Raw genomic sequence first — 19046 nt, 5'->3', positions numbered from 1 at the left:
CAATTACAGAGGAGTGTGAACCTGCATGGAAACAGGAAAAATGATAAACCGGATTTCCAACCGGCTCCGGAGACGTTCCAGAAAGGTGCAGGAGACCCTGGGTATTACCGGAGCAAAAGGGAATGTGCTGGATTATATTCTGGTGGAAAGTGAAAAACACAACGTGTATCAGAAAGAGATTGAAAAGGAATTTGACCTTCGTCCTTCTACAGCGACAGAAGTATTAAAGCATCTGGAGGAGGAAGAACTGATTGTCCGTGTACCGGACGAAGAGGACGGACGGCTGAAAAAAATTGTCTTTACGGAAAAAGCAAAGGCGATCCGAAGTGCCCTCCGGTCGGAAATCAAGCAGTCGGAAGAAGTTCTGCTGCGTGGCATTTCCAGAGAAGAGCAGGCTGTATTTATGAAGATTACGGCTAAAATGCTGGAAAATCTGGAAGAGGAGGAGAAGAGAAATGAATGAGAATGAACTGATGGGACAGATGAAAATCTCAAAGGCCGTGGCAAAGATGGCTGTTCCCAGTGTCATCAGCAGTCTTGTGACAGTCGTCTACAACATGGCGGATACCTTTTTCGTGGGACAGACCGGGGATCCGCTTCAGGTGGCGGCTGTTAGCCTGACCAATCCGATTTTTATTCTGATGATGGCGTTTGCCAACATGTTCGGGATGGGAGGAAGCGCAGTCCTTTCCATGGCCCTCGGTGCGAAAAATGAGAAACGGGCAAGGCAGACTTCATCCTTTGTCACCTATGCCTCTCTGATTGTCGGAATACTGTTTGCAGTAATCCTGATCGTCTTTATGGATCCGATTCTGGCAGTGTTTGGCGCCAATGCAGAGACATATGAGTTTGCAAAAGGGTATACCTTCCACATTTCCTATGGCGCGCCGTTCATCATCTGGTCAGCGGCTGCCAGCTTTATTGTCCGGGCGGAAGGATCCAGTAAGGAGGCGATGATCGGAAGCATGATCGGAACGGTCGCTAATATTATTCTGGATCCGATCTTTATTTCCGTACTCAATCAGGGAACAGCCGGCGCGGCAATCGCAACGACCATTGGAAATATCCTGGCAAGTGGTTATTATCTCTGGTATTTCCTGAAGAAAAGCAAAGTGCTTTCGCTGAAATGGAGTGACTTTACCGTCCGGGAGTCAATCCTGACGAAGGTCTGCGGTTCCGGTCTCCCGACGGCAATTTTCTCTGCTCTCATGAGTGTTTCCACCATTGTGCTCAACCAGCTTCTGGTGGTCTATGGCAATGACCCGGTGGCGGCCATCGGAATTGTATTCAAGGCCAATATGTTTATCACCTTTTTGCAGATGGGAATTGCAAATGGAGTGCAGCCACTGCTTGGTTACAATTACGGCGCCGGAAATATGAAGCGGTTCCGCGGTGTGGAATCCTACACAAAGAAATGCTGTCTTGTGGCAGGAATTGCGGCAACGGCATTGTATTTCCTGTTCCGGGAACAGATCATCCGTCTCTTTATCAGCGACAATGAGGTCGTTTTCTACGGTGTGGATATGCTTGTTGCTTATATGCTCTCCGGACCCGTGATCGGATTTCTCTTCGTGAATATGAACTGTATGCAGTCCGTAGGAAGGGCGCTCCCGGCCACGATTCTTTCAGTGCTTCGACAGGGAATTCTCCTGATCCCGTTATTATATCTGCTCCGGGCGCTGTTTGGGCTGAACGGCGTGATTCTCGGACAGTCCGTGACAGACTATATCGCGGTCATTTTGTCCTTCTTCCTGTGGAGGAAAATCCGGAAATTACTGGAAAAACAGGCGGCACATTAAGGCCGTCTGTCTCTCCGGTTCTCATCCCGCCCTCAGGAAGTCAGCTCTTTTTTCTCATCTTATATTCCAGGGGCGTAAGCCCTGTCTTTTCTTTAAACTTGCTGATGAAATAGCTTGCGGAAGTAAATCCGGACTGAACAGCGATTTCCGTGACGCTGTTGTCTGTGTTGTCCAAAAGAAACAGTGCCTGGGATAGCCGGTATTCATTCAGATAATCAGAGATGGACATATTCATCATCTTCTTAAAATATCTGCAGCATGCACTTCGGCAAAGATTTACAGAATCACAAAGCTCATCAAGAACAAATTTTTTCTGATAATTTTTCTGCAGGAAATCAATCATTTTCAACAGTCTGGAATCATCCGTCTGGTAAGAACTGATACTCTTTGTCAGGATGAGGTGATCCCATAACACCATCCAGATCTTCTGAAGTTTCTGCTGAATCCGGCATTCCAGAAACGCATTTCCCCGATACTGCTCTTGAAAGATGTCGTGAAAATCGTCAGCAAGCGGTCGAATCAGAGAATCCGTCATGGAAAAATGAAAAAACCCGTTTCTGCTTAGGATTTCCGGCTGATAATACTGTTTCTCAAAATAACTTCCCCGAAAACCGGTGATCAGACAAGGATCAAAAAAGAATGTCTCATAGACTGCATTTTGCGCTTCTGTACCGCTTCGGATACTGTGAAGCATTCCCGGAAGGATCAGGAAGCCTTCTCCGGCTGCTACCTGTTCCTGATGCTTCAGCAGATTGACCGTCACTGCCCCCTCTTTTACCACGGAGATTTCGATGGAACCCTGCTTGTGCCAGTTGACAAAATGGTTCTGATAGGAAGACAGATTGTCGTGGGAAACTGCCAGGGGAAATTCCGGATTCAGCCGCAGCAATGTATTCAGTTCATGATCCACAGGGATCGTATTCATCGGCTCCCAGGGCCAGTCCAGGTATTGATGTTTCATCGATGCTCCTTTCTGACGAAAAAGCTAATATTTTGATAAAAACAGGGAAAATTCATATATATTTCCCGTTCTCTAGTCTATATAATTATATCAGGGAACCAGACTGACAACAAGATTGTATTAGAAGGAGAAAAAGATGGACAAGAATCAAACTGTAAGTGGACTGTCAATGGCTGAGCGGAGAGAAAAAGGATTATTATGGATTGATACAGGAGAAAATTTGAATCAGCAGGTGTATGCAAGAGGACTTTGCCAGGAATTTAATCAGACCAGACCGGAAGAAACGGAAAAAAGGAAGGAAATCTGGAAGAAGCTGTTTGCTTCCTGCGGAGAGGATAGCTGGATTGAACCGCCGTTGACACTGGCGATGGGAAATACGGTTTCGATCGGAGACGGGACCTATATTAATTCCAATCTTACCCTTGTAGATGACTATAAGATTACGATAGGAAAAAACGTACTGATTGCACCGAATGTGACAATCAGTGGCACAAACCATCCGATGTACTATAAAGCGCGTCCGCGGGGAGAGATGTACTGTAAAGAGGTAGTCATTGAGGATCATGTCTGGATCGCTTCCAATGTGACGATTCTGCCGGGTGTGACAATTGGAGATCATTCCATTATCGGAGCCGGTTCTGTCGTGACAAAAGACATTCCGCCCAATGTCATTGCCTTTGGCCATCCGGCGGAAGTGCACCGGGAAATCACAGAGGAAGATGAGATTTTTTACGATCACGGGAAACGGATCTCGGAGCATATTGTACTTGACATTCATGGATAATTTCGTTAGTCTTTTCCTTATAATACTATTGAGGAAAGAGAGCGCTATATGATGCAGACAAATGAAAATGCAATTGAACATATACCGGTAACAGAACCGGAACGGCAGTATTACTTTATTGAAAAGTGCAAAGACTATGTCAGGAAGATTTCAGAGGAGCTGAGACGTCCGCTGACAGCGGCGGTCATCACATTTGGCTGTCAGATGAATGCCAGAGACTCCGAAAAGCTGACCGGAATTCTTGAGAAGATCGGTTACACGATGATCGATCAGGAGGAAAAGGCGGATTTCGTTATCTACAATACCTGTACGGTCAGAGAAAATGCGAATCAGAGAGTCTATGGAAGACTTGGCCAGCTGAACCGTGTCAAAAGAAAAAATCCACACATGCTGATCGGACTCTGCGGCTGTATGATGCAGGAGCCGCATGTGGTGGAAAAGCTGAAAAAGAGCTACCGGTTTGTAGATCTGATTTTCGGAACCCACAATATTTATAAATTTGCGGAAGTGCTTGCCACCCGGTTTGAATCCGAACGGATGGTCATTGATATCTGGAAGGATACGGACCGGATCGTGGAGGATCTTCCGAGCGAGCGGAAATATTCGTTTAAATCAGGAGTCAATATCATGTTTGGCTGCAATAACTTCTGCAGCTACTGTATTGTGCCGTATGTCAGAGGACGGGAACGGAGCCGGAATCCGCGGGATATCATCCGGGAAATCGAAAATCTGGCAGCGGACGGCGTGAAAGAAGTCATGCTTCTGGGACAGAATGTCAATTCTTATGGAAAGACGCTGGAGGAACCGATGACGTTTGCGGAGCTTTTACGGGAAGTGGAAAAGATCGACGGCCTGGAACGAATCCGCTTTATGACGTCCCATCCGAAGGATCTGTCCGATGAACTCATTGAAGTCATGCGGACTTCCAAAAAGATCTGCCATCATCTGCATCTTCCGGTACAGTCCGGAAGCACGGAGATTTTAAAAAAGATGAACCGCAGATATACAAAGGAACAGTATCTGGAGCTTGTACACAAAATCCGGGAAGCAGTGCCGGACATCTCCCTTACAACCGACATTATTGTAGGATTTCCGCAGGAGACAGAAGAAGATTTTGAGGAGACGCTGGATGTGGTGAGAAAGGTACGCTACGACAGTGCGTTTACCTTTATCTATTCCAAACGGACCGGAACACCGGCAGCAGTTATGGAAGGGCAGGTGCCGGAGGATGTGGTGAAAGACCGCTTTGACCGCCTGTTAAAAGAAGTTCAGACGATCGCTTCCGAAGAGTGTGCAAAGCATGAAGGAACCATTCAGACCGCACTGGTAGAGCAGGTCAACGAACACGATCCATCTCTTGTGACAGGAAGACTTGGCAACAACCTGCTTGTTCATTTTCCGGGAACAAAAGAGCAGATCGGAAAACTCATCGATGTGAAGCTTCTGGAGTGTAAAGGATTTTATTACATTGGAGAAGCAGTGGAAAAATAATCCGTCAGCCTGACAGATGTATAATGCCGGAAATAACGCCCACACTATGTATGGAAATGTACAAAAGTGAGGGCGTTTTTTATGAAAAAATTAAGTGAATACTTATTTCTGTGGGCAGTCGGAGGCTGCCTTTATTATACATTTGAAATTGTTTTCCGGGGATTTTCCCACTGGACCATGTTCGTACTTGGCGGCCTGTGTCTTGTATTCTGCACGGCCCAGGGGCGGGCGGGAAGATGGAGGGATCCGCTGGGAATCCAGATTTTACGGTGCATGATCTTTGTGACTTCCTGCGAATTTATTACAGGAATCATTGTCAACAAATGGCTGAATCTCGGCATCTGGGACTACAGCAACGTACCGTTTCAGCTATTTGGCCAGATCTGCCTGCCCTTTATGGCGCTGTTTGGTCTTCTATGTACAATCGGAATCTATCTGGGCGGCTATCTGCTGCATGTGCTTTACGGGGAAGAAAAGCCGAAAATCCCCATTTGGTAACAAAAACGAAATTTTTCTTTTGCTGCCCGGAAAATGGTGATATAATGTAATATCAGGGCAAAGTTCCCTGAACACGAAAACAGGAAGTAAAAAAGATAAAATAGAACAAGCAGCAAAAGAAAAGGAGAACAAAAGTGGCAGAATTAACACCAATGATGCAGCAATATATGGAAACGAAAAAAGAATATAAGGACTGCATTTTATTTTATCGTCTTGGGGATTTTTATGAAATGTTTTTTGACGACGCACTGACGGCGTCCAAAGAGCTGGAAATTACTCTGACCGGGAAGAACTGCGGCCTGGAAGAGCGCGCGCCGATGTGCGGGGTGCCGTATCATGCAGTAGACAGTTACCTGTCCCGGCTGGTGGAGAAGGGATATAAGGTTGCCATCTGTGAGCAGGTGGAGGATCCGAAGCAGGCGAAAGGGATCGTGAAAAGAGAGGTCATCCGGATCGTCACTCCGGGAACAAACATCGATTCCATGACAAGGGATGAGACGAAGAATAATTATATCATGTCCATTGTCTATGACGCGGGAAGATACGGAATCTCTATTGCGGACGTTTCCACCGGAGATTATTTTGTGACAGAAACAGACAGCGAGAGCAAGCTGTTTGATGAGATTTATAAATTTTCACCATCCGAGATTATCTGCAACGAGGCGCTTTATGTAAGCGGGATTCAGCTGGAAGATCTGAAAAACCGGATGCATGTTGCCATTTCCTCTCTGGATGCCTGGTATTTTGACGAGGAACTTTGTAAAAAAGCATTGAAAGAACATTTTCAGGTGGCATCCCTGGAGAGCCTTGGGATCGCCGATTATGACTGCGGCGTGACCGCTTCCGGAGCGCTTCTTCAGTATCTGATCGAAACACAGAAGACATCCCTTGCCCACCTGACGAAGCTGACTACGTATTCCACAGGAAAATATATGGTGCTGGACAGCTCCACAAGGAGAAATCTGGAGCTCTGCGAGACTCTGCGGGAAAAGCAGAAGCGTGGATCCCTTCTCTGGGTGCTGGATAAGACAAAAACAGCCATGGGAGCCAGACTTCTGAGGAAATATGTGGAGCAGCCGCTGATTGATAAAGAGGAGATTACGAAACGTCTGGATGCGGTGGAGGAGCTTTTAAAGGAGGCAATTTCCAGAGAAGAGATCCGGGAATATCTGTCCTCGGTCTACGATCTGGAACGTCTGGTAGGAAGGATTTCCTATCAGTCGGCCAACCCGAGAGATCTGACAGCCTTCAAGGCATCTCTTTCCATGCTGCCACATATTCGGACAATTCTGGGAGACATGAAGAGCCCGCTGCTTCAGAAACTGTATGACGATATTGATCCGCTGGAGGATCTGTGCAGCCTGGTGGAAAATGCAATCATTGACGATCCGCCGATGGCAATGAAGGAAGGCGGAATCATACGGGACGGTTACCATGAAGAGGTAGACCGCCTTAGAAAAGCAAAGACGGACGGAAAGACCTGGCTTGCCGAGCTGGAGCAGAAAGAACGGGAAAAGACCGGTATCAAAAATTTAAGAATCAAGTATAACAAGGTGTTCGGATACTATCTGGAAGTAACAAATTCTTTCAAAAATATGGTGCCGGATTACTATACAAGAAAGCAGACACTGACCAATGCGGAGCGTTACATTATTCCGGAGCTCAAGGAGCTGGAAGATCTGATCCTTGGAGCTGAGGATAAGCTGTATGCGCTGGAATATGAGCTTTACTGTGACGTACGAAACCGGATTGCGGATGAGATTGTCCGGATTCAGACGACGGCGAGGGCGGTCGCAGCGGTGGATGCTTTTGCCTCCCTGGCACTTGTAGCAGAGCGGAATCATTACGTGCGTCCGAAAATCAATGAAAAGGGAACCATTGATATCAAGGATGGAAGACATCCGGTCGTGGAGAAGATGATCCCGAATCATATGTTTATCGCAAATGATACATACCTGGATGACAAGAAGAACCGGGTGGCCATCATTACAGGGCCGAATATGGCCGGGAAGTCCACGTATATGAGACAGACCGCACTGATTGTACTGATGGCGCAGATCGGCTCCTTTGTTCCGGCTTCCCAGGCCAATATCGGGCTGGTGGACCGGATCTTTACGAGGGTCGGGGCATCCGATGACCTGGCATCCGGCCAGAGTACCTTTATGGTGGAGATGACTGAGGTTGCGATTATTCTTCGTAATGCCACGAGCAAAAGTCTTCTGATTCTTGACGAGATCGGAAGGGGAACGAGTACCTTTGACGGTCTCTCGATTGCCTGGGCGGTGGTGGAGCATATCAGCAATGCCAGACTGCTGGGGGCAAAGACGCTCTTTGCGACTCATTATCATGAGCTTACCGAGCTGGAAGGAAAGATCGACAGCGTCAACAATTACTGTATTGCAGTCAAGGAAAAAGGCGATGACATCGTATTTCTGCGTAAAATTGTAAAAGGCGGGGCGGACAGAAGCTATGGAATTCAGGTGGCAAAGCTTGCAGGCGTGCCGGAGACTGTCATCACCCGTGCAAAGGAGATTTCCGAGGAGCTTTCCGATGCGGATATTACGACGCGGGTACGCGAAATGAGCGTGCAGGGACAGGAGACGAAGGCAAAAGAAAAGCCGAAGAAAATGGATGTCGTGGACATGGCTCAGATGTCTCTGTTTGACACGGTATCGGACAATGATGTGATTGAAGAGATCAAGGGAATGGATATCAGCCGTATGACACCGATGGATGCGATGAATACTCTGTATCAGCTTCAGAACAAGCTGAACAACCGGTGGTAAGGAGGAACGATGGGAAAGATTCAGGTTTTAGATCAGGTTACAATCGATAAGATCGCCGCCGGAGAGGTGGTAGAACGCCCGGCCTCCGTAGTCAAGGAGCTGGTGGAAAACGCGATCGATGCCAGAGCAACCGCCGTGGAGGTGGAAATCGAGGACGGCGGAATTTCGCTGATCCGGATTGCGGACAACGGGACCGGGATGGAGCCGGACGATGTGCGGAATGCCTTTTTGCGCCATTCTACAAGTAAGATCCGCCAGGTAGATGATCTGATGCATATTTCCTCTCTGGGATTCCGCGGCGAGGCACTATCCAGCATTGCGGCAGTTTCCCGGATCGAGATGATTACAAAGGGGCGGGATCATGTTCTTGGAACCTCGTATCAGATTTCCGGTGGAAAAGAGATTTCCATGGAGGAGACCGGAGCGAAGGACGGAACAACCTTTCTTGTGCGCCAGCTGTTTTACAACGTGCCTGCCAGAAGAAAGTTCCTGAAAACCCCGATGACGGAAGCCAGTCATGTCAGCGATCTGATGACCCGGCTTGCCCTGTCCCGGCCGGATATTTCCTTTCAGTTTGTCAACAACGGGCAGGAGCGGATGCATACGTCGGGGAATGGCCGCTTAAAGGATGTGATATACCATATTTATGGACGGGAAATCACGGCCAGTCTGATCGAGATTTCTGTGGAAAATGAAGAGATCCGGCTTTCCGGATTTATCGGAAATCCGACCGTGACACGGGGGAACCGGAATTTTGAGACATTTTTTGTGAACGGACGATATATCAAGAGCGGGATTCTTTCAAAAGCAGTGGAAGATGCGTATAAAGATTTTACGATGCAGCATAAATATCCGTTTGTGGTACTGCATCTTGAAATTCTGGGAGAGGAGATAGACGTCAATGTTCACCCGACCAAGATGGAGCTGCGGTTCGGGCATCAGCAGGAAGTGTACCGCTTCCTGTATGAGGCAGTATCAAAGGCGCTGCACGGAAGAGATCTGATTCCAAGAGTCGAGGCGCCGGAAGCGCCGAAGGCTCCTGTGCCGGAACAAAAGAAAGAAATACCGGCAGCCGCAGAACCGCCTGTCAGACCGGAGGAAAAACCGGAAGCAAAGAAACCGGTTCCGGAGCCGGAAAAGAGGGATTTAAACTACTTTATGGAACGGATGAAGGAGCGGGTGACCTCTTATCATAATCAGTATGCATCGGCAGAGGTAAAAGACCGGAGCGATATTCACAAACCGGCCGTAGACAGCGGGCGCATCCGGGAGGCGGTATCTTACCGAGTCAGAACAGAAGGGAAAAAAGACGAAATCAAGAACCAGAAGCCGGAACAGACGGCGGAGCAGCTTACGCTTTTTGATGAAAAGCTGCTGGATGAGGCATCTGTACCGGACTATCAGATCATCGGACAGGTCTTTGATACTTACTGGATTGTCCAGCTTCATGACAGCATGTACATTATCGACCAGCATGCGGCTCATGAGCGGGTGCTGTACGAGCGGACATTAAAGGGAATGAAGACGAGGGAATATACGTCTCAGTACATCAGTCCTCCGATTATTCTGGATCTGTCCATGCAGGAGGCGGAGCTCTTTCGCAGGTACATGGACCGGTTTACCAGAATCGGGTTTGAGATCGAGCCTTTTGGGGGAGATTCCTTTGCAGTGCGCGCAGTGCCGGACAATCTGTTCAGTGTGGCAAAAAAGGAACTTCTTATGGAGATGATCGACAGTCTTTCTGATGAGGTCAGTACGAACATGACGCCTGAGATTCTGGATGAAAAGATTGCATCCATGTCCTGTAAGGCGGCAGTAAAAGGAAACTCCAGATTGTCAAGAGCGGAAGTGGAGGAACTTCTAAAGGAGCTTTTGAAGCTTGACAATCCATATCACTGTCCGCACGGGCGTCCGACGATTATTGCCATGACAAAGAGGGAACTGGAAAAGAAATTTAAACGAATCATATAGATAGGGTGAATAAAAATGAAACGACCACTGGTTATACTGACAGGTCCGACGGCGGTAGGGAAGACAGCCCTTTCCATCGGGCTTGCAAAGAAAATCGGCGGAGCGGTCATCTCGGCGGATTCCATGCAGGTATACCGGTATATGGACATCGGTTCGGCCAAGATCCGCGCGGAAGAAATGGACGGTGTGCCGCATTATCTCATTGATGTGCTGGAACCGACAGAAGAATTTCATGTTGTGAAATTTCAGGAGCTTGCCAGACAGGCGATGGAGGAAATCTATGAGAAGGGCATGATTCCGATTGTGACAGGGGGAACCGGATTTTATATCCAGGCACTTCTGTATGATATTGATTTTACGGAAAGCAGCGAGGACACCGGTTACCGGAAAGAGCTGGCAGATTTTGCAGACCGGTACGGCGAGGAAGCGCTCCATGCAAAGCTGCGGGAAGTGGACGAACGGGCGGCTGAAGAGATCCATCCGAATAACCGGAAACGGGTAATTCGTGCGCTGGAGTTCTATCATCTGACCGGACAGAAAATCTCCGAACACAATGAGACGGAGCGGCAGAAGGAGTCACCGTATCAGTTTGCGTATTTCGTCCTGAACGATGAGCGGGAGAGGCTTTACGGGCGGATTGACCGGAGAGTGGACCAGATGCTGGAGGAGGGCCTGGTCGACGAAGTCCGGAAACTGAAGGATATGGGCTGTACAAGGGACATGGTGTCCATGAAAGGGCTTGGATATAAAGAGATTCTGGCTTATCTGGAAGGAGAGATCCCTTTTGAGGAGGCTGTCCGGATTTTGAAGCGGGATACGAGACACTTTGCGAAGCGTCAGATTACCTGGTTTAAGCGGGAAAGAGATGTGATCTGGGTCCCGAAGCAGGAATTTGATTACGATGAAACGAAAATACTGGAATTTTTACTGGAAAATCTAAGGAAAAGAGGAATAATACAAAATGGATCAGATGACAGGTCATAAGATGGATGAGTTCATAAAGGCAAAGTACGAGGAGGCAGGCATCTCGCGGAAGGTCTATGAGTTTGGGGCAAAGATTGAGGACTCCTTAAAGGAGCGTTTTGCAGCCATTGACCGGATCGCAGAATACAATCAGTTGAAAGTTGTCCATGCGATGCAGAAAGCCAGAGTGAATTCCGAGTGCTTTCAGTATGTATCCGGCTATGGCTACAATGACTTTGGAAGAGATACGCTGGAGCAGGTGTATGCGAACATTTTTCACACGGAAGATGCTCTCGTACGCCCGCAGATTACCTGCGGCACCCATGCCCTTGCCCTTGCGCTGGCTGCCAATCTTAGACCGGGAGATGAGATGATTTCCGTGGCAGGAAAGCCGTATGATACGCTGGAAGAAGTCATCGGAATCCGGGAGTCCAAAGGATCTTTGAAAGAATACGGCATCAGCTACCGCCAGGTAGATCTTCTTCCGGATGGAAGCTTTGATTTTGAAAAGATTGCAAAAACGGTGCGTCCGGATACCAAGCTTGTCACAATCCAGCGTTCCAAGGGATATCAGACGAGACCGAGCTTCTCGGTTGACCAGATCGGAGAGGCGATCCGTTTCATCAAAGAGCGGTTCCCGGATGTGATCTGTATGGTGGACAACTGTTACGGCGAGTTTGTGGAGCTGCAGGAGCCAAGCGATGTGGGGGCAGACATGGTAGTCGGCTCTCTGATCAAAAATCCGGGAGGCGGACTTGCGCCGATCGGAGGCTATATCGCAGGAAGAAAAGATCTGATCGAGAACTGTGCATACCGTCTGACTTCGCCGGGACTTGGAAAAGAAGTAGGTGCGTCCCTTGGAGTTATGAAGGACTTTTATCAAGGGCTGTTTCTGGCGCCGACTGTGGTCAAAGGAGCAGTGAAAGGAGCAATCTTTGCGGCCGGAATCTATGAGGAACTCGGTTTCCACGTCATCCCGTCCAAAGATGAAGAACGGCACGACATCATTCAGGCGGTAGAATTCGGAACTGCGGAAGGTGTGATCCGTTTCTGCCAGGGAATTCAGGCAGCCGCTCCGGTGGATAGCTATGTGACGCCGGAACCATGGGCAATGCCGGGCTATGACAGCGATGTCATTATGGCAGCAGGAGCATTTGTTCAGGGATCTTCCATCGAACTCTCAGCAGATGCGCCGATCAAACCGCCGTATGCGGTGTATTTCCAGGGGGGACTGACCTGGGAACACGCCAAATTCGGAATTCTGATGAGCCTTCAGAAATTAGTGGAAGCTGGTGTGGTAACGATTCAGTAAAGGAGCAGGCATGGAGAAAGTATTGGTGATCGGAGGGGGCGCCTCCGGCATGATGGCCGCCATTGCGGCGGCGGGGCAGGGTGCAGAAGTGACCATTCTGGAACAGAATGAGCAGCTCGGAAAAAAGATTCTGTCCACTGGAAACGGAAAATGCAATTTTACAAATATTAACCAGATACCGGGAGCCTATCGTGGAGAACATCCGGAATTTGCCCAGGATGTGATTTCCCGTTTTCCGGTGCCGGATACGATCCGTTTGTTTATGGAACTGGGACTTTACTCCAAAAACAAAGACGGGTATCTTTATCCGCACTCGGAACAGGCATCCGCTGTGCGGGATGTCCTTCTCATGGAGCTTCGACGTCTGCATGTCCGGATTGAGACATCGGTCTGCGTGGAGGAGATTCAAAAAGAAGGAAACAGTTTCCGGGTAAAGGCAGTAAAAAGCATTTTGAAGCAGGAGAAAAAAAGTAAAAAGCGTATGGTTCTTGTAAAAACCGGAGAAGAGGAAAAGGTCTATCTGACAGAAAAGCTGATTTTGACAGCAGGCGGACTTGCGGGAAGAGTACAAAAGGCGGACGGAACCGGAATGCAGATCGCCGAACATTTCGGACACCGGGTCGTTCCGTGTGTACCAGCACTGGTTCAGTTGAAATGCCGGGAAACGTTTTATCCATCCCTTGCGGGAGTACGCGCGGGAGCCAAGATCGAACTTCTCTGTGATGGAGTTGTGGAGGCATTGGATATCGGAGAAATCCAGTTTACAGAATACGGGATTTCCGGAATCCCGGTCTTTCAGGTAAGCCGTTTCGCGGCGCGGGCTCTGGAACAGAAGAAGACCAGTGTTGCAGCGGAGCTTGATTTCATGCCGGAATTTACAGAGACTCAGCTGGAAAGCTTTTTCATGAGCAGAATTCAGATGCGGCCGGAAAAGACGATGAATCAGTTTTTTACCGGAATCTTTCATGAGAAACTTGCGGCGGTGTTCCTTAAGAGGGCAGGAATCCCTCCGGAACTGAAAGTGGACAGCCTGGGAGATCAGAACCGTTACCGTCTTGCAAAGATCATCAAAGGATTTCAGACGGAAATTACCGGTACAAACGGCTTTGAACAGGCACAGGTAAGTGCGGGCGGAATTTCCACCGAAGAAATCTGCCCGGATACGATGGAATCACGTCTGATCCCGGGACTGTATTTTGCCGGGGAGATCGTAGATGTGGACGGCATGTGCGGCGGCTATAATCTGCAGTGGGCTTGGTCCAGCGGTCATGTGGCCGGCATCAGTGCTGCCGGAAAGGAGAGGCCATGCTAAGGATTGGACAACTGAAAATTAAAACCGGACATACAAAAGAGGAGCTGGAAAGAAAGGTCGAACGTGCTCTTGGCGTGTCCAGAGAAGAGATCCAGTCCATTGAAATCCGGAAGCGTTCGATTGATGCCAGAAAAAAACCGGAAATTTATTATGTATACACGGTTGATGTGAAGCTGACAAAAGTGAAGAAGGAAAAAGCGATTCTGTCCCGCAGAAAACTTAAGGATGTATCCGAAGCAAAAGAAACATCGTATGAGTTTCCGGCGTGCAGGGAAGCGTCTGAGATGAAACACCGGCCGGTAGTAGTAGGAAGTGGTCCTGCCGGACTGTTCTGTGCGTATCTGCTTGCAAAACACGGATACCGTCCGATTCTGATTGAGCGCGGGGCGCCGGTGGAAGAACGAAAAAAAGCAGTGGAGGCGTTCTGGGAGACCGGAGTGCTGGATACAAGGACAAATGTTCAGTTTGGCGAGGGCGGTGCAGGGACTTTTTCCGACGGGAAACTGAACACTCTGGTGAAAGATCCGGCAGGAAGAAACCGGGAAGTGCTGAAGATCTTTGTGGCGCATGGTGCACCGGAGGAGATCCTGTATGAGAATAAACCACATATCGGAACGGACATCCTGATTGATGTGGTACGCCGGATGCGGGAATCCATAGAGGATTCCGGCGGAGAATGCCGGTTTTACACAAAGCTGACCGGAATCAACACCGGGGACGGCAGAGTGAAGGAAATCCGGATCGAAGAGCAGGGGAAAGAATCCCTGATTCCTGCGGAAGTGGTTGTACTGGCTTTGGGACACAGCGCAAGAGATACCTTTGCGATGCTGAAAGAGACAGGAGTATTTCTGGAAGCAAAATCCTTTGCGGTGGGCGTCCGTGTCGAACACCTTCAGAAACGGATCAATCTGTCCCAGTATGGTACGGAACAACATCCGGATCTTCCGGCGGCTGCATACAAGTTGACGGCAAAAGCGGAAAACGGGCGGGGAGTCTACACGTTCTGCATGTGTCCGGGAGGCTATGTAGTCAATGCGTCCTCTGAAGAGGGGCGTCTCTGTGTCAATGGAATGAGTTATCATGGAAGAGCCGGAAAAAATGCCAACAGCGCCGTGATCGTGACTGTGACACCGGAAGACTACGCTGCAGATGGAAATCAGGGACCGCTTGCCGGAGTGGAATTTCAACGACATCTGGAAGAGCGGGCATATGAAGCAGGAAACGGAAAGATCCCGGTACAATGCTTCGGAGATTTTAAAAATGGCCGAATTTCCCATTCCTTTGGAGAGGTGTTTCCGCAGATGAAGGGGGCGTACTGCTTTGGCAATGTACGTGGAATTTTCCCGGAGGAGATCGCTTCTTCCATTCAGGAAGGGATCGAAGCATTTGAACAGAAAATTCATGGATTTTCCCGAGACGACACGGTTCTTTCCGGCGTCGAGGCAAGGACGTCCTCCCCGGTGAGAATTACAAGAGATGAAACGATGCAGAGTGTGAATGTTCAGGGGCTGTATCCATGCGGAGAAGGCGCCGGATACGCAGGCGGAATTACTTCGGCTGCCATGGACGGCATGAAAACAGCGGAAGCAGTTGCGAAGAAGTATCAAGCATTTTGCGAGTGATTTTCCTGATATAAAAATAGTCAGGGCAGTCAATTGTGTTTCTGTACACGATTGACTGCCCTGGTTTTTGTTACCGATAGCGTTTGAGCAGATGATTGTAAATAATTCTACCTCTGACTGCTCCTCGGGGCAAGCCCCGTGGGTTCTATTGACAGGATTAACATGATAGCGTACACCGCAAGGTATCGAACTCGAAAGTACCGAATACCAAGGGCTTTGGCTTCATACTTTGCCCTGGAGCAACAAAACTGGCGTTCAAGCAGACTCGATTGTCCACATTAGCGGACGCCTTCTATCTTTCGATAAGGATGCACAGTCAAACACCCTATATTTGGTCTTAACAGGCGATGCCGGAGTTCAGTACGTGGATTCCGGCATGTTTTATATAATCAATCATTTTAATGTGCATTTCGTTTAGGGTACCAAAAGTTTTCAGGCAGGTTTCACGGTCTGGTGCAGAAAAATCCGGGTTTGCGTTGTATAGCAGAAAAGAAGAATACCAATCCCTCTGCACTACTTCTCCATCCTCAAGTGCAAACATTCGTTGAGAGAGCTTTTTCTTGATATAATCATCTGCAGTGTGGTCGTATTGACTCGCGCGGAACATCTTTTGGACTTCATGGTAAACCCCTCCGGTCATCTCAAATCTGGTTTTCAATACGGCCTGAAAGGTTCCGGGACAACGATTTTTTAAAGATTTCCCAAATCGTTTTCGCCGTTGATTTTTCTTTTGGGTAGTCTCCCTGGCAGATTGCGTGTCTTTCTGTTTTGCCCGTTTCTGCAAAGCCTTAAAATTTGGCGGTTCTGTGATTACGGTGTCCCCAATACACCGGAGATGGTTGACATCCTCATGGATTGCATATTTACGGCTTTCTGCATTTTTACGGCAGAGGTTTGCATGCTCTTTCTGTATTTCGATATACCGTTTACTTTTCACCCATTTTTTATAGCCTTTTTTGATAGTCCCGTCAGCATTATAATTATCTGGGTTCGTTGCACGACGGCTCCGGTCCATTTTCCTGAGAAGCTGACGTTCCCGTTTTTCCGCGTGGAAAATGGACAGGCCACGTTCAGAAAGATTTTTCAGGCCGACTTCCTTGTCGGAGGTATACGCGACCGTTTGCGTGCCGATATCAATTCCGATACGTCCATTCCCGAACGTGTGTCTTGGGGTAACCCCGTCAGTTTTGTATTTCGGAGCTGCGTGTCCTTCTATCGTCAGATGCATATATACCCGCAGCTTCCCGCGAATTTTCTTGCAGACCAAAGCCCCATAGCATGGACGGAATGTATCGGTTATTTCCCCTGTTTCCATCATTGCGCTGACGGCCATCTCATCCTTTTGTTCCGGCGATGCAAGGTAATCCAGCAGACGGTTTACTTCGTCCTGTTGGAACTTATCAAGAATCTTCGTAGTAAACTTTTCGTTTCCGATGTTAGAACATTTAAAATACAATTTGCCATCGGCCACATACAGAACGATGCCTCGGTTAATTTGTTTTGCCCTGATTTCTGGCAGCTCTCCGCGTTTCTTGAAATGAATCGTTTCTGCGCCGCCAAAAAGGACTTTCTCCACCCCTGCCCAAATATCTTCTACACGGGAAAGAGCAAAAATGCTGTTAAGATCATCCCGGTCTTTCAGGAATTGCATATATGTACGGGCGTCATCCCATGACACATGATATGCTTTTTGCATCTCTGACATCTTAGAAGCGATTTCTTTCCGTGCTTTTTTAATAGCCTCATTGTCAGGACTACGCTTCAGGCGTTCTGTGAGTTCCCCATAATCTTTTAGTAATGCCCTATATTTTTTGGTTCGGATAAGCTGCGCCAGCCCTTTTTCTAATTTGGCTGTAAGTTTATTCCCGCAGACACGGAGCCGGTCAGATAAAGAAAAGGCGCGGCGTTTCATATCTTCTGACATATCAACTTCTAAAACAAGGACATGCCTTGCCGACTGTGAGCGGAACACTCTACGGCATTTCTCATATTCAGTTTTCTCATGTTTCGTCCTTGCCATGTTTTTGTTCCTCAATATATTTTTTGACCGTAGTTTCACTGATATGTCCGACAGAGGAGATAAAATATCCAGCCGACCAGAGTACACCAGCACGCGCGTAAAATCTTTTGAGTTGCGGATATTCTTTAAACATTTCAATTGCACTGATGCTTTTGAGGGTTCGCGCAATATCACATGGGGCAACAGTCTGTGGGCAGTCCACAAAAATATGTACATGGTCCGGCATGATTTCTAATGCTTTAATTGTGTATCCGTATCGATCACATATGCCTGCCAGAATATTTTTCAAGGCTTCATCTGCCCCATCCTTTAGAACAGAAAAACGAAATTTCGGACACCAGATAATGTGATACTGTGTTAAATATTTACAATGTGATGTCCTATGGTATTGTTCAGTCCCTGAGGTCATTTGACATTTCCCCTAGTTGATATTTTTCCTGGATACCTCGTCGCATCAATTCTAAAAAAGTGATTGTCCGGCCCTCTTCGACGGAGTAGATACGGGCAAGATTTTCAAGTTCGTTTTTCCATTCTATAGGAATTGAGATATTGATCTGTACATTATTACTTCTTGGCCTTGCCATGATGATATTCTCCTTCATTTCTTTATTATACATATATTATATATTAGTTCTATGTCTTTGCAAAGAAAAAAGATGGCTTCATCCCCGGGGCAAGCCCAGGGGTTTTCGCCCATGTTGTATTTATAACAAGTTGAAATATGAGATATGCACCTAAATATAACAATATTATGCCTGAATGAGTAATGATTTCCAGCTGACCTAATATGGAAAATACAACGATTGAAAAACAGATAACGATAATGCCATATACATACGCATAATGCCCTGATTTATCTCTCAGCTTTATATTTAATTCGTCATGCAGTTCAATCGCTTCTTTCTCTGATTTTTCTTGATATCTCTTTTTGTTTTCCGGTTTATTCCAGTAGAAATATTTAAAAATTATCATAAGACCGGGACCGATTCCTACACCGGCAAAGCCACAAAGCAAACTATCCAATTTTGTATTTGTGAATATTGCAATTAAAAGAAGAATCACACCGGCAATGAGATATATAAAGCCGGTTATCAAATTACTCTTTTTCATTCTCTCCACTCCTTTCATGGATGAATATGTTCTCAATACTTTCGCCAAAAAAATCAGATATGACAAAGGCTAATTCCAAAGATGGATTATATTTGCCTGTTTCTATCGAACTAACCGTTTGTCGAGAAACTTTTATCGCTTTTGCAAAATCTTCTTGATTCATACCTAATTTTTTCCTTAACTCTTCGACTCGATTTTTCAAGCAGTGAATCCCTCCTTTTGACAAGGTACCTTTACAATTTGATCATACCTGCCTTGCGAGAAAATGTCAAGGTTCCTTTACAAAAAACCAGGGTTGTTTCATGAACAACTCAGACCGGACTATACCTGAAATTATTTTCCTATATCGGTTCTGTTGAGCTTAATACGAAAAAAAGCGCAAATTCCCCCCTCTTCTCTTTACATTGCCTTTTTTTA

17 protein-coding genes are annotated in these 19046 nt (G+C 47.4%); 11 read left to right on the top strand and 6 right to left on the bottom strand.

Annotated elements, in window-relative coordinates; translation table 11 throughout:
• Positions 1-25: 25 nt before the first annotated feature.
• Positions 26-463 carry a MarR family winged helix-turn-helix transcriptional regulator gene (locus Selli1_RS13575; RefSeq protein WP_087168910.1) on the top strand — a complete coding sequence of 146 codons (438 nt, stop codon included), beginning with the start codon at positions 26-28 and terminating at the stop codon, positions 461-463.
• Positions 456-1799, top strand: coding sequence for an MATE family efflux transporter (locus Selli1_RS13570; protein ID WP_281873438.1), 1344 nt, complete (start codon positions 456-458; stop codon positions 1797-1799). Before Selli1_RS13575 ends, Selli1_RS13570 begins: the two co-directional genes overlap by 8 nt.
• A gap of 40 nt (positions 1800-1839) precedes the next feature.
• On the opposite strand, the gene Selli1_RS13565 is transcribed toward Selli1_RS13570, so the two are convergent.
• The gene (locus Selli1_RS13565) at positions 1840-2760 is read right to left on the bottom strand and encodes an AraC family transcriptional regulator (RefSeq protein WP_281873436.1); all 921 of its coding nucleotides are present in this window, start codon (positions 2758-2760) and stop codon (positions 1840-1842) included.
• 136 nt (positions 2761-2896) lie between these two features.
• Here Selli1_RS13565 and Selli1_RS13560 point away from each other — a divergent pair, with 136 nt between their 5' ends.
• The 9 genes from Selli1_RS13560 (at position 2897) to Selli1_RS13520 (ending at position 15499) form a co-directional block, all read left to right on the top strand.
• Positions 2897-3544, top strand: coding sequence for a sugar O-acetyltransferase (locus tag Selli1_RS13560; RefSeq protein ID WP_281845588.1), 648 nt, complete (start codon positions 2897-2899; stop codon positions 3542-3544).
• Between the two features lie 48 nt (positions 3545-3592).
• Positions 3593-5035 (top strand): tRNA (N6-isopentenyl adenosine(37)-C2)-methylthiotransferase MiaB, encoded by a 1443-nt coding sequence (gene miaB / locus Selli1_RS13555; protein ID WP_281845587.1) that lies wholly within the window; start codon positions 3593-3595, stop codon positions 5033-5035.
• A gap of 81 nt (positions 5036-5116) precedes the next feature.
• Positions 5117-5533: a putative ABC transporter permease gene (locus tag Selli1_RS13550; protein ID WP_087168906.1), complete on the top strand. Its 417-nt coding sequence runs from the start codon at positions 5117-5119 to the stop codon at positions 5531-5533.
• 134 nt (positions 5534-5667) lie between these two features.
• Positions 5668-8319 (top strand): DNA mismatch repair protein MutS, encoded by a 2652-nt coding sequence (mutS, locus tag Selli1_RS13545; RefSeq protein ID WP_330677599.1) that lies wholly within the window; start codon positions 5668-5670, stop codon positions 8317-8319.
• Positions 8320-8328: 9 nt separating this feature from the next.
• Positions 8329-10290 carry a DNA mismatch repair endonuclease MutL gene (mutL, locus tag Selli1_RS13540; RefSeq protein WP_281845586.1) on the top strand — a complete coding sequence of 654 codons (1962 nt, stop codon included), beginning with the start codon at positions 8329-8331 and terminating at the stop codon, positions 10288-10290.
• A gap of 15 nt (positions 10291-10305) precedes the next feature.
• Positions 10306-11274, top strand: coding sequence for a tRNA (adenosine(37)-N6)-dimethylallyltransferase MiaA (gene miaA, locus Selli1_RS13535; protein WP_087168903.1), 969 nt, complete (start codon positions 10306-10308; stop codon positions 11272-11274).
• 1 nt (position 11275) lies between these two features.
• On the top strand, positions 11276-12565 hold the full coding sequence (locus tag Selli1_RS13530) for a methionine gamma-lyase family protein (protein WP_087168940.1): 1290 nt from the start codon (positions 11276-11278) through the stop codon (positions 12563-12565).
• Between the two features lie 10 nt (positions 12566-12575).
• Positions 12576-13877, top strand: coding sequence for a BaiN/RdsA family NAD(P)/FAD-dependent oxidoreductase (locus tag Selli1_RS13525; protein WP_281873434.1), 1302 nt, complete (start codon positions 12576-12578; stop codon positions 13875-13877).
• The gene (locus Selli1_RS13520; protein WP_281845584.1) at positions 13871-15499 is read left to right on the top strand and encodes an NAD(P)/FAD-dependent oxidoreductase; all 1629 of its coding nucleotides are present in this window, start codon (positions 13871-13873) and stop codon (positions 15497-15499) included. Before Selli1_RS13525 ends, Selli1_RS13520 begins: the two co-directional genes overlap by 7 nt.
• A gap of 337 nt (positions 15500-15836) precedes the next feature.
• Here Selli1_RS13520 and Selli1_RS13515 read toward each other — a convergent pair whose 3' ends face one another.
• Genes Selli1_RS13515 through Selli1_RS13495 form a run of 5 tightly spaced genes read right to left on the bottom strand, consistent with a single transcriptional unit; the run spans position 15837 to position 18831 of the window.
• Complete coding sequence (locus Selli1_RS13515) at positions 15837-17519, bottom strand: hypothetical protein (protein WP_191436454.1); 1683 nt, start codon at positions 17517-17519, stop codon at positions 15837-15839.
• Positions 17500-17928, bottom strand: a complete 429-nt coding sequence (gene tnpA, locus Selli1_RS18585) for an IS200/IS605 family transposase (RefSeq protein ID WP_087168899.1) — start codon at positions 17926-17928, stop codon at positions 17500-17502. The genes Selli1_RS13515 and tnpA overlap by 20 nt, the downstream gene beginning before the upstream one ends.
• Positions 17912-18103: a hypothetical protein gene (locus Selli1_RS13505; protein ID WP_087168898.1), complete on the bottom strand. Its 192-nt coding sequence runs from the start codon at positions 18101-18103 to the stop codon at positions 17912-17914. The genes tnpA and Selli1_RS13505 overlap by 17 nt, the downstream gene beginning before the upstream one ends.
• Positions 18104-18152: 49 nt before the next feature.
• Positions 18153-18629, bottom strand: a complete 477-nt coding sequence (locus Selli1_RS13500; protein WP_281845583.1) for a hypothetical protein — start codon at positions 18627-18629, stop codon at positions 18153-18155.
• A complete protein-coding gene (locus Selli1_RS13495) occupies positions 18616-18831 on the bottom strand; it encodes a type II toxin-antitoxin system RelB family anti-toxin (protein ID WP_138372670.1) in 216 nt (71 codons plus the stop codon). The genes Selli1_RS13500 and Selli1_RS13495 overlap by 14 nt, the downstream gene beginning before the upstream one ends.
• Positions 18832-19046: the final 215 nt, after the last annotated feature.

Source organism: Sellimonas catena (assembly GCF_027924685.1).
GTDB lineage: Bacteria > Bacillota > Clostridia > Lachnospirales > Lachnospiraceae > Sellimonas > Sellimonas catena.
The sequence above is the reverse complement of the archived record's forward strand: the minus strand, read 5'-3'. Positions and strand labels throughout refer to the sequence as shown.

What these genes read in the sequence shown, in the direction of transcription:
- Selli1_RS13560 (WP_281845588.1), top strand. Translation starts at nt 2,897, where the DNA reads ATGGACAAGAATCAAACTGTAAGTGGACTGTCAATGGCTGAGCGGAGA.
- miaA (WP_087168903.1), top strand. Translation starts at nt 10,306, where the DNA reads ATGAAACGACCACTGGTTATACTGACAGGTCCGACGGCGGTAGGGAAG.
- Selli1_RS13575 (WP_087168910.1), top strand. Translation starts at nt 26, where the DNA reads ATGGAAACAGGAAAAATGATAAACCGGATTTCCAACCGGCTCCGGAGA.
- mutL (WP_281845586.1), top strand. Translation starts at nt 8,329, where the DNA reads ATGGGAAAGATTCAGGTTTTAGATCAGGTTACAATCGATAAGATCGCC.
- miaB (WP_281845587.1), top strand. Translation starts at nt 3,593, where the DNA reads ATGATGCAGACAAATGAAAATGCAATTGAACATATACCGGTAACAGAA.
- Selli1_RS13525 (WP_281873434.1), top strand. Translation starts at nt 12,576, where the DNA reads ATGGAGAAAGTATTGGTGATCGGAGGGGGCGCCTCCGGCATGATGGCC.
- Selli1_RS13515 (WP_191436454.1), bottom strand. Translation starts at nt 17,519, where the DNA reads ATGGCAAGGACGAAACATGAGAAAACTGAATATGAGAAATGCCGTAGA.
- Selli1_RS13500 (WP_281845583.1), bottom strand. Translation starts at nt 18,629, where the DNA reads ATGAAAAAGAGTAATTTGATAACCGGCTTTATATATCTCATTGCCGGT.
- Selli1_RS13565 (WP_281873436.1), bottom strand. Translation starts at nt 2,760, where the DNA reads ATGAAACATCAATACCTGGACTGGCCCTGGGAGCCGATGAATACGATC.
- Selli1_RS13520 (WP_281845584.1), top strand. Translation starts at nt 13,871, where the DNA reads ATGCTAAGGATTGGACAACTGAAAATTAAAACCGGACATACAAAAGAG.
- Selli1_RS13570 (WP_281873438.1), top strand. Translation starts at nt 456, where the DNA reads ATGAATGAGAATGAACTGATGGGACAGATGAAAATCTCAAAGGCCGTG.
- Selli1_RS13530 (WP_087168940.1), top strand. Translation starts at nt 11,276, where the DNA reads ATGGATGAGTTCATAAAGGCAAAGTACGAGGAGGCAGGCATCTCGCGG.
- Selli1_RS13505 (WP_087168898.1), bottom strand. Translation starts at nt 18,103, where the DNA reads ATGGCAAGGCCAAGAAGTAATAATGTACAGATCAATATCTCAATTCCT.
- Selli1_RS13550 (WP_087168906.1), top strand. Translation starts at nt 5,117, where the DNA reads ATGAAAAAATTAAGTGAATACTTATTTCTGTGGGCAGTCGGAGGCTGC.
- tnpA (WP_087168899.1), bottom strand. Translation starts at nt 17,928, where the DNA reads ATGACCTCAGGGACTGAACAATACCATAGGACATCACATTGTAAATAT.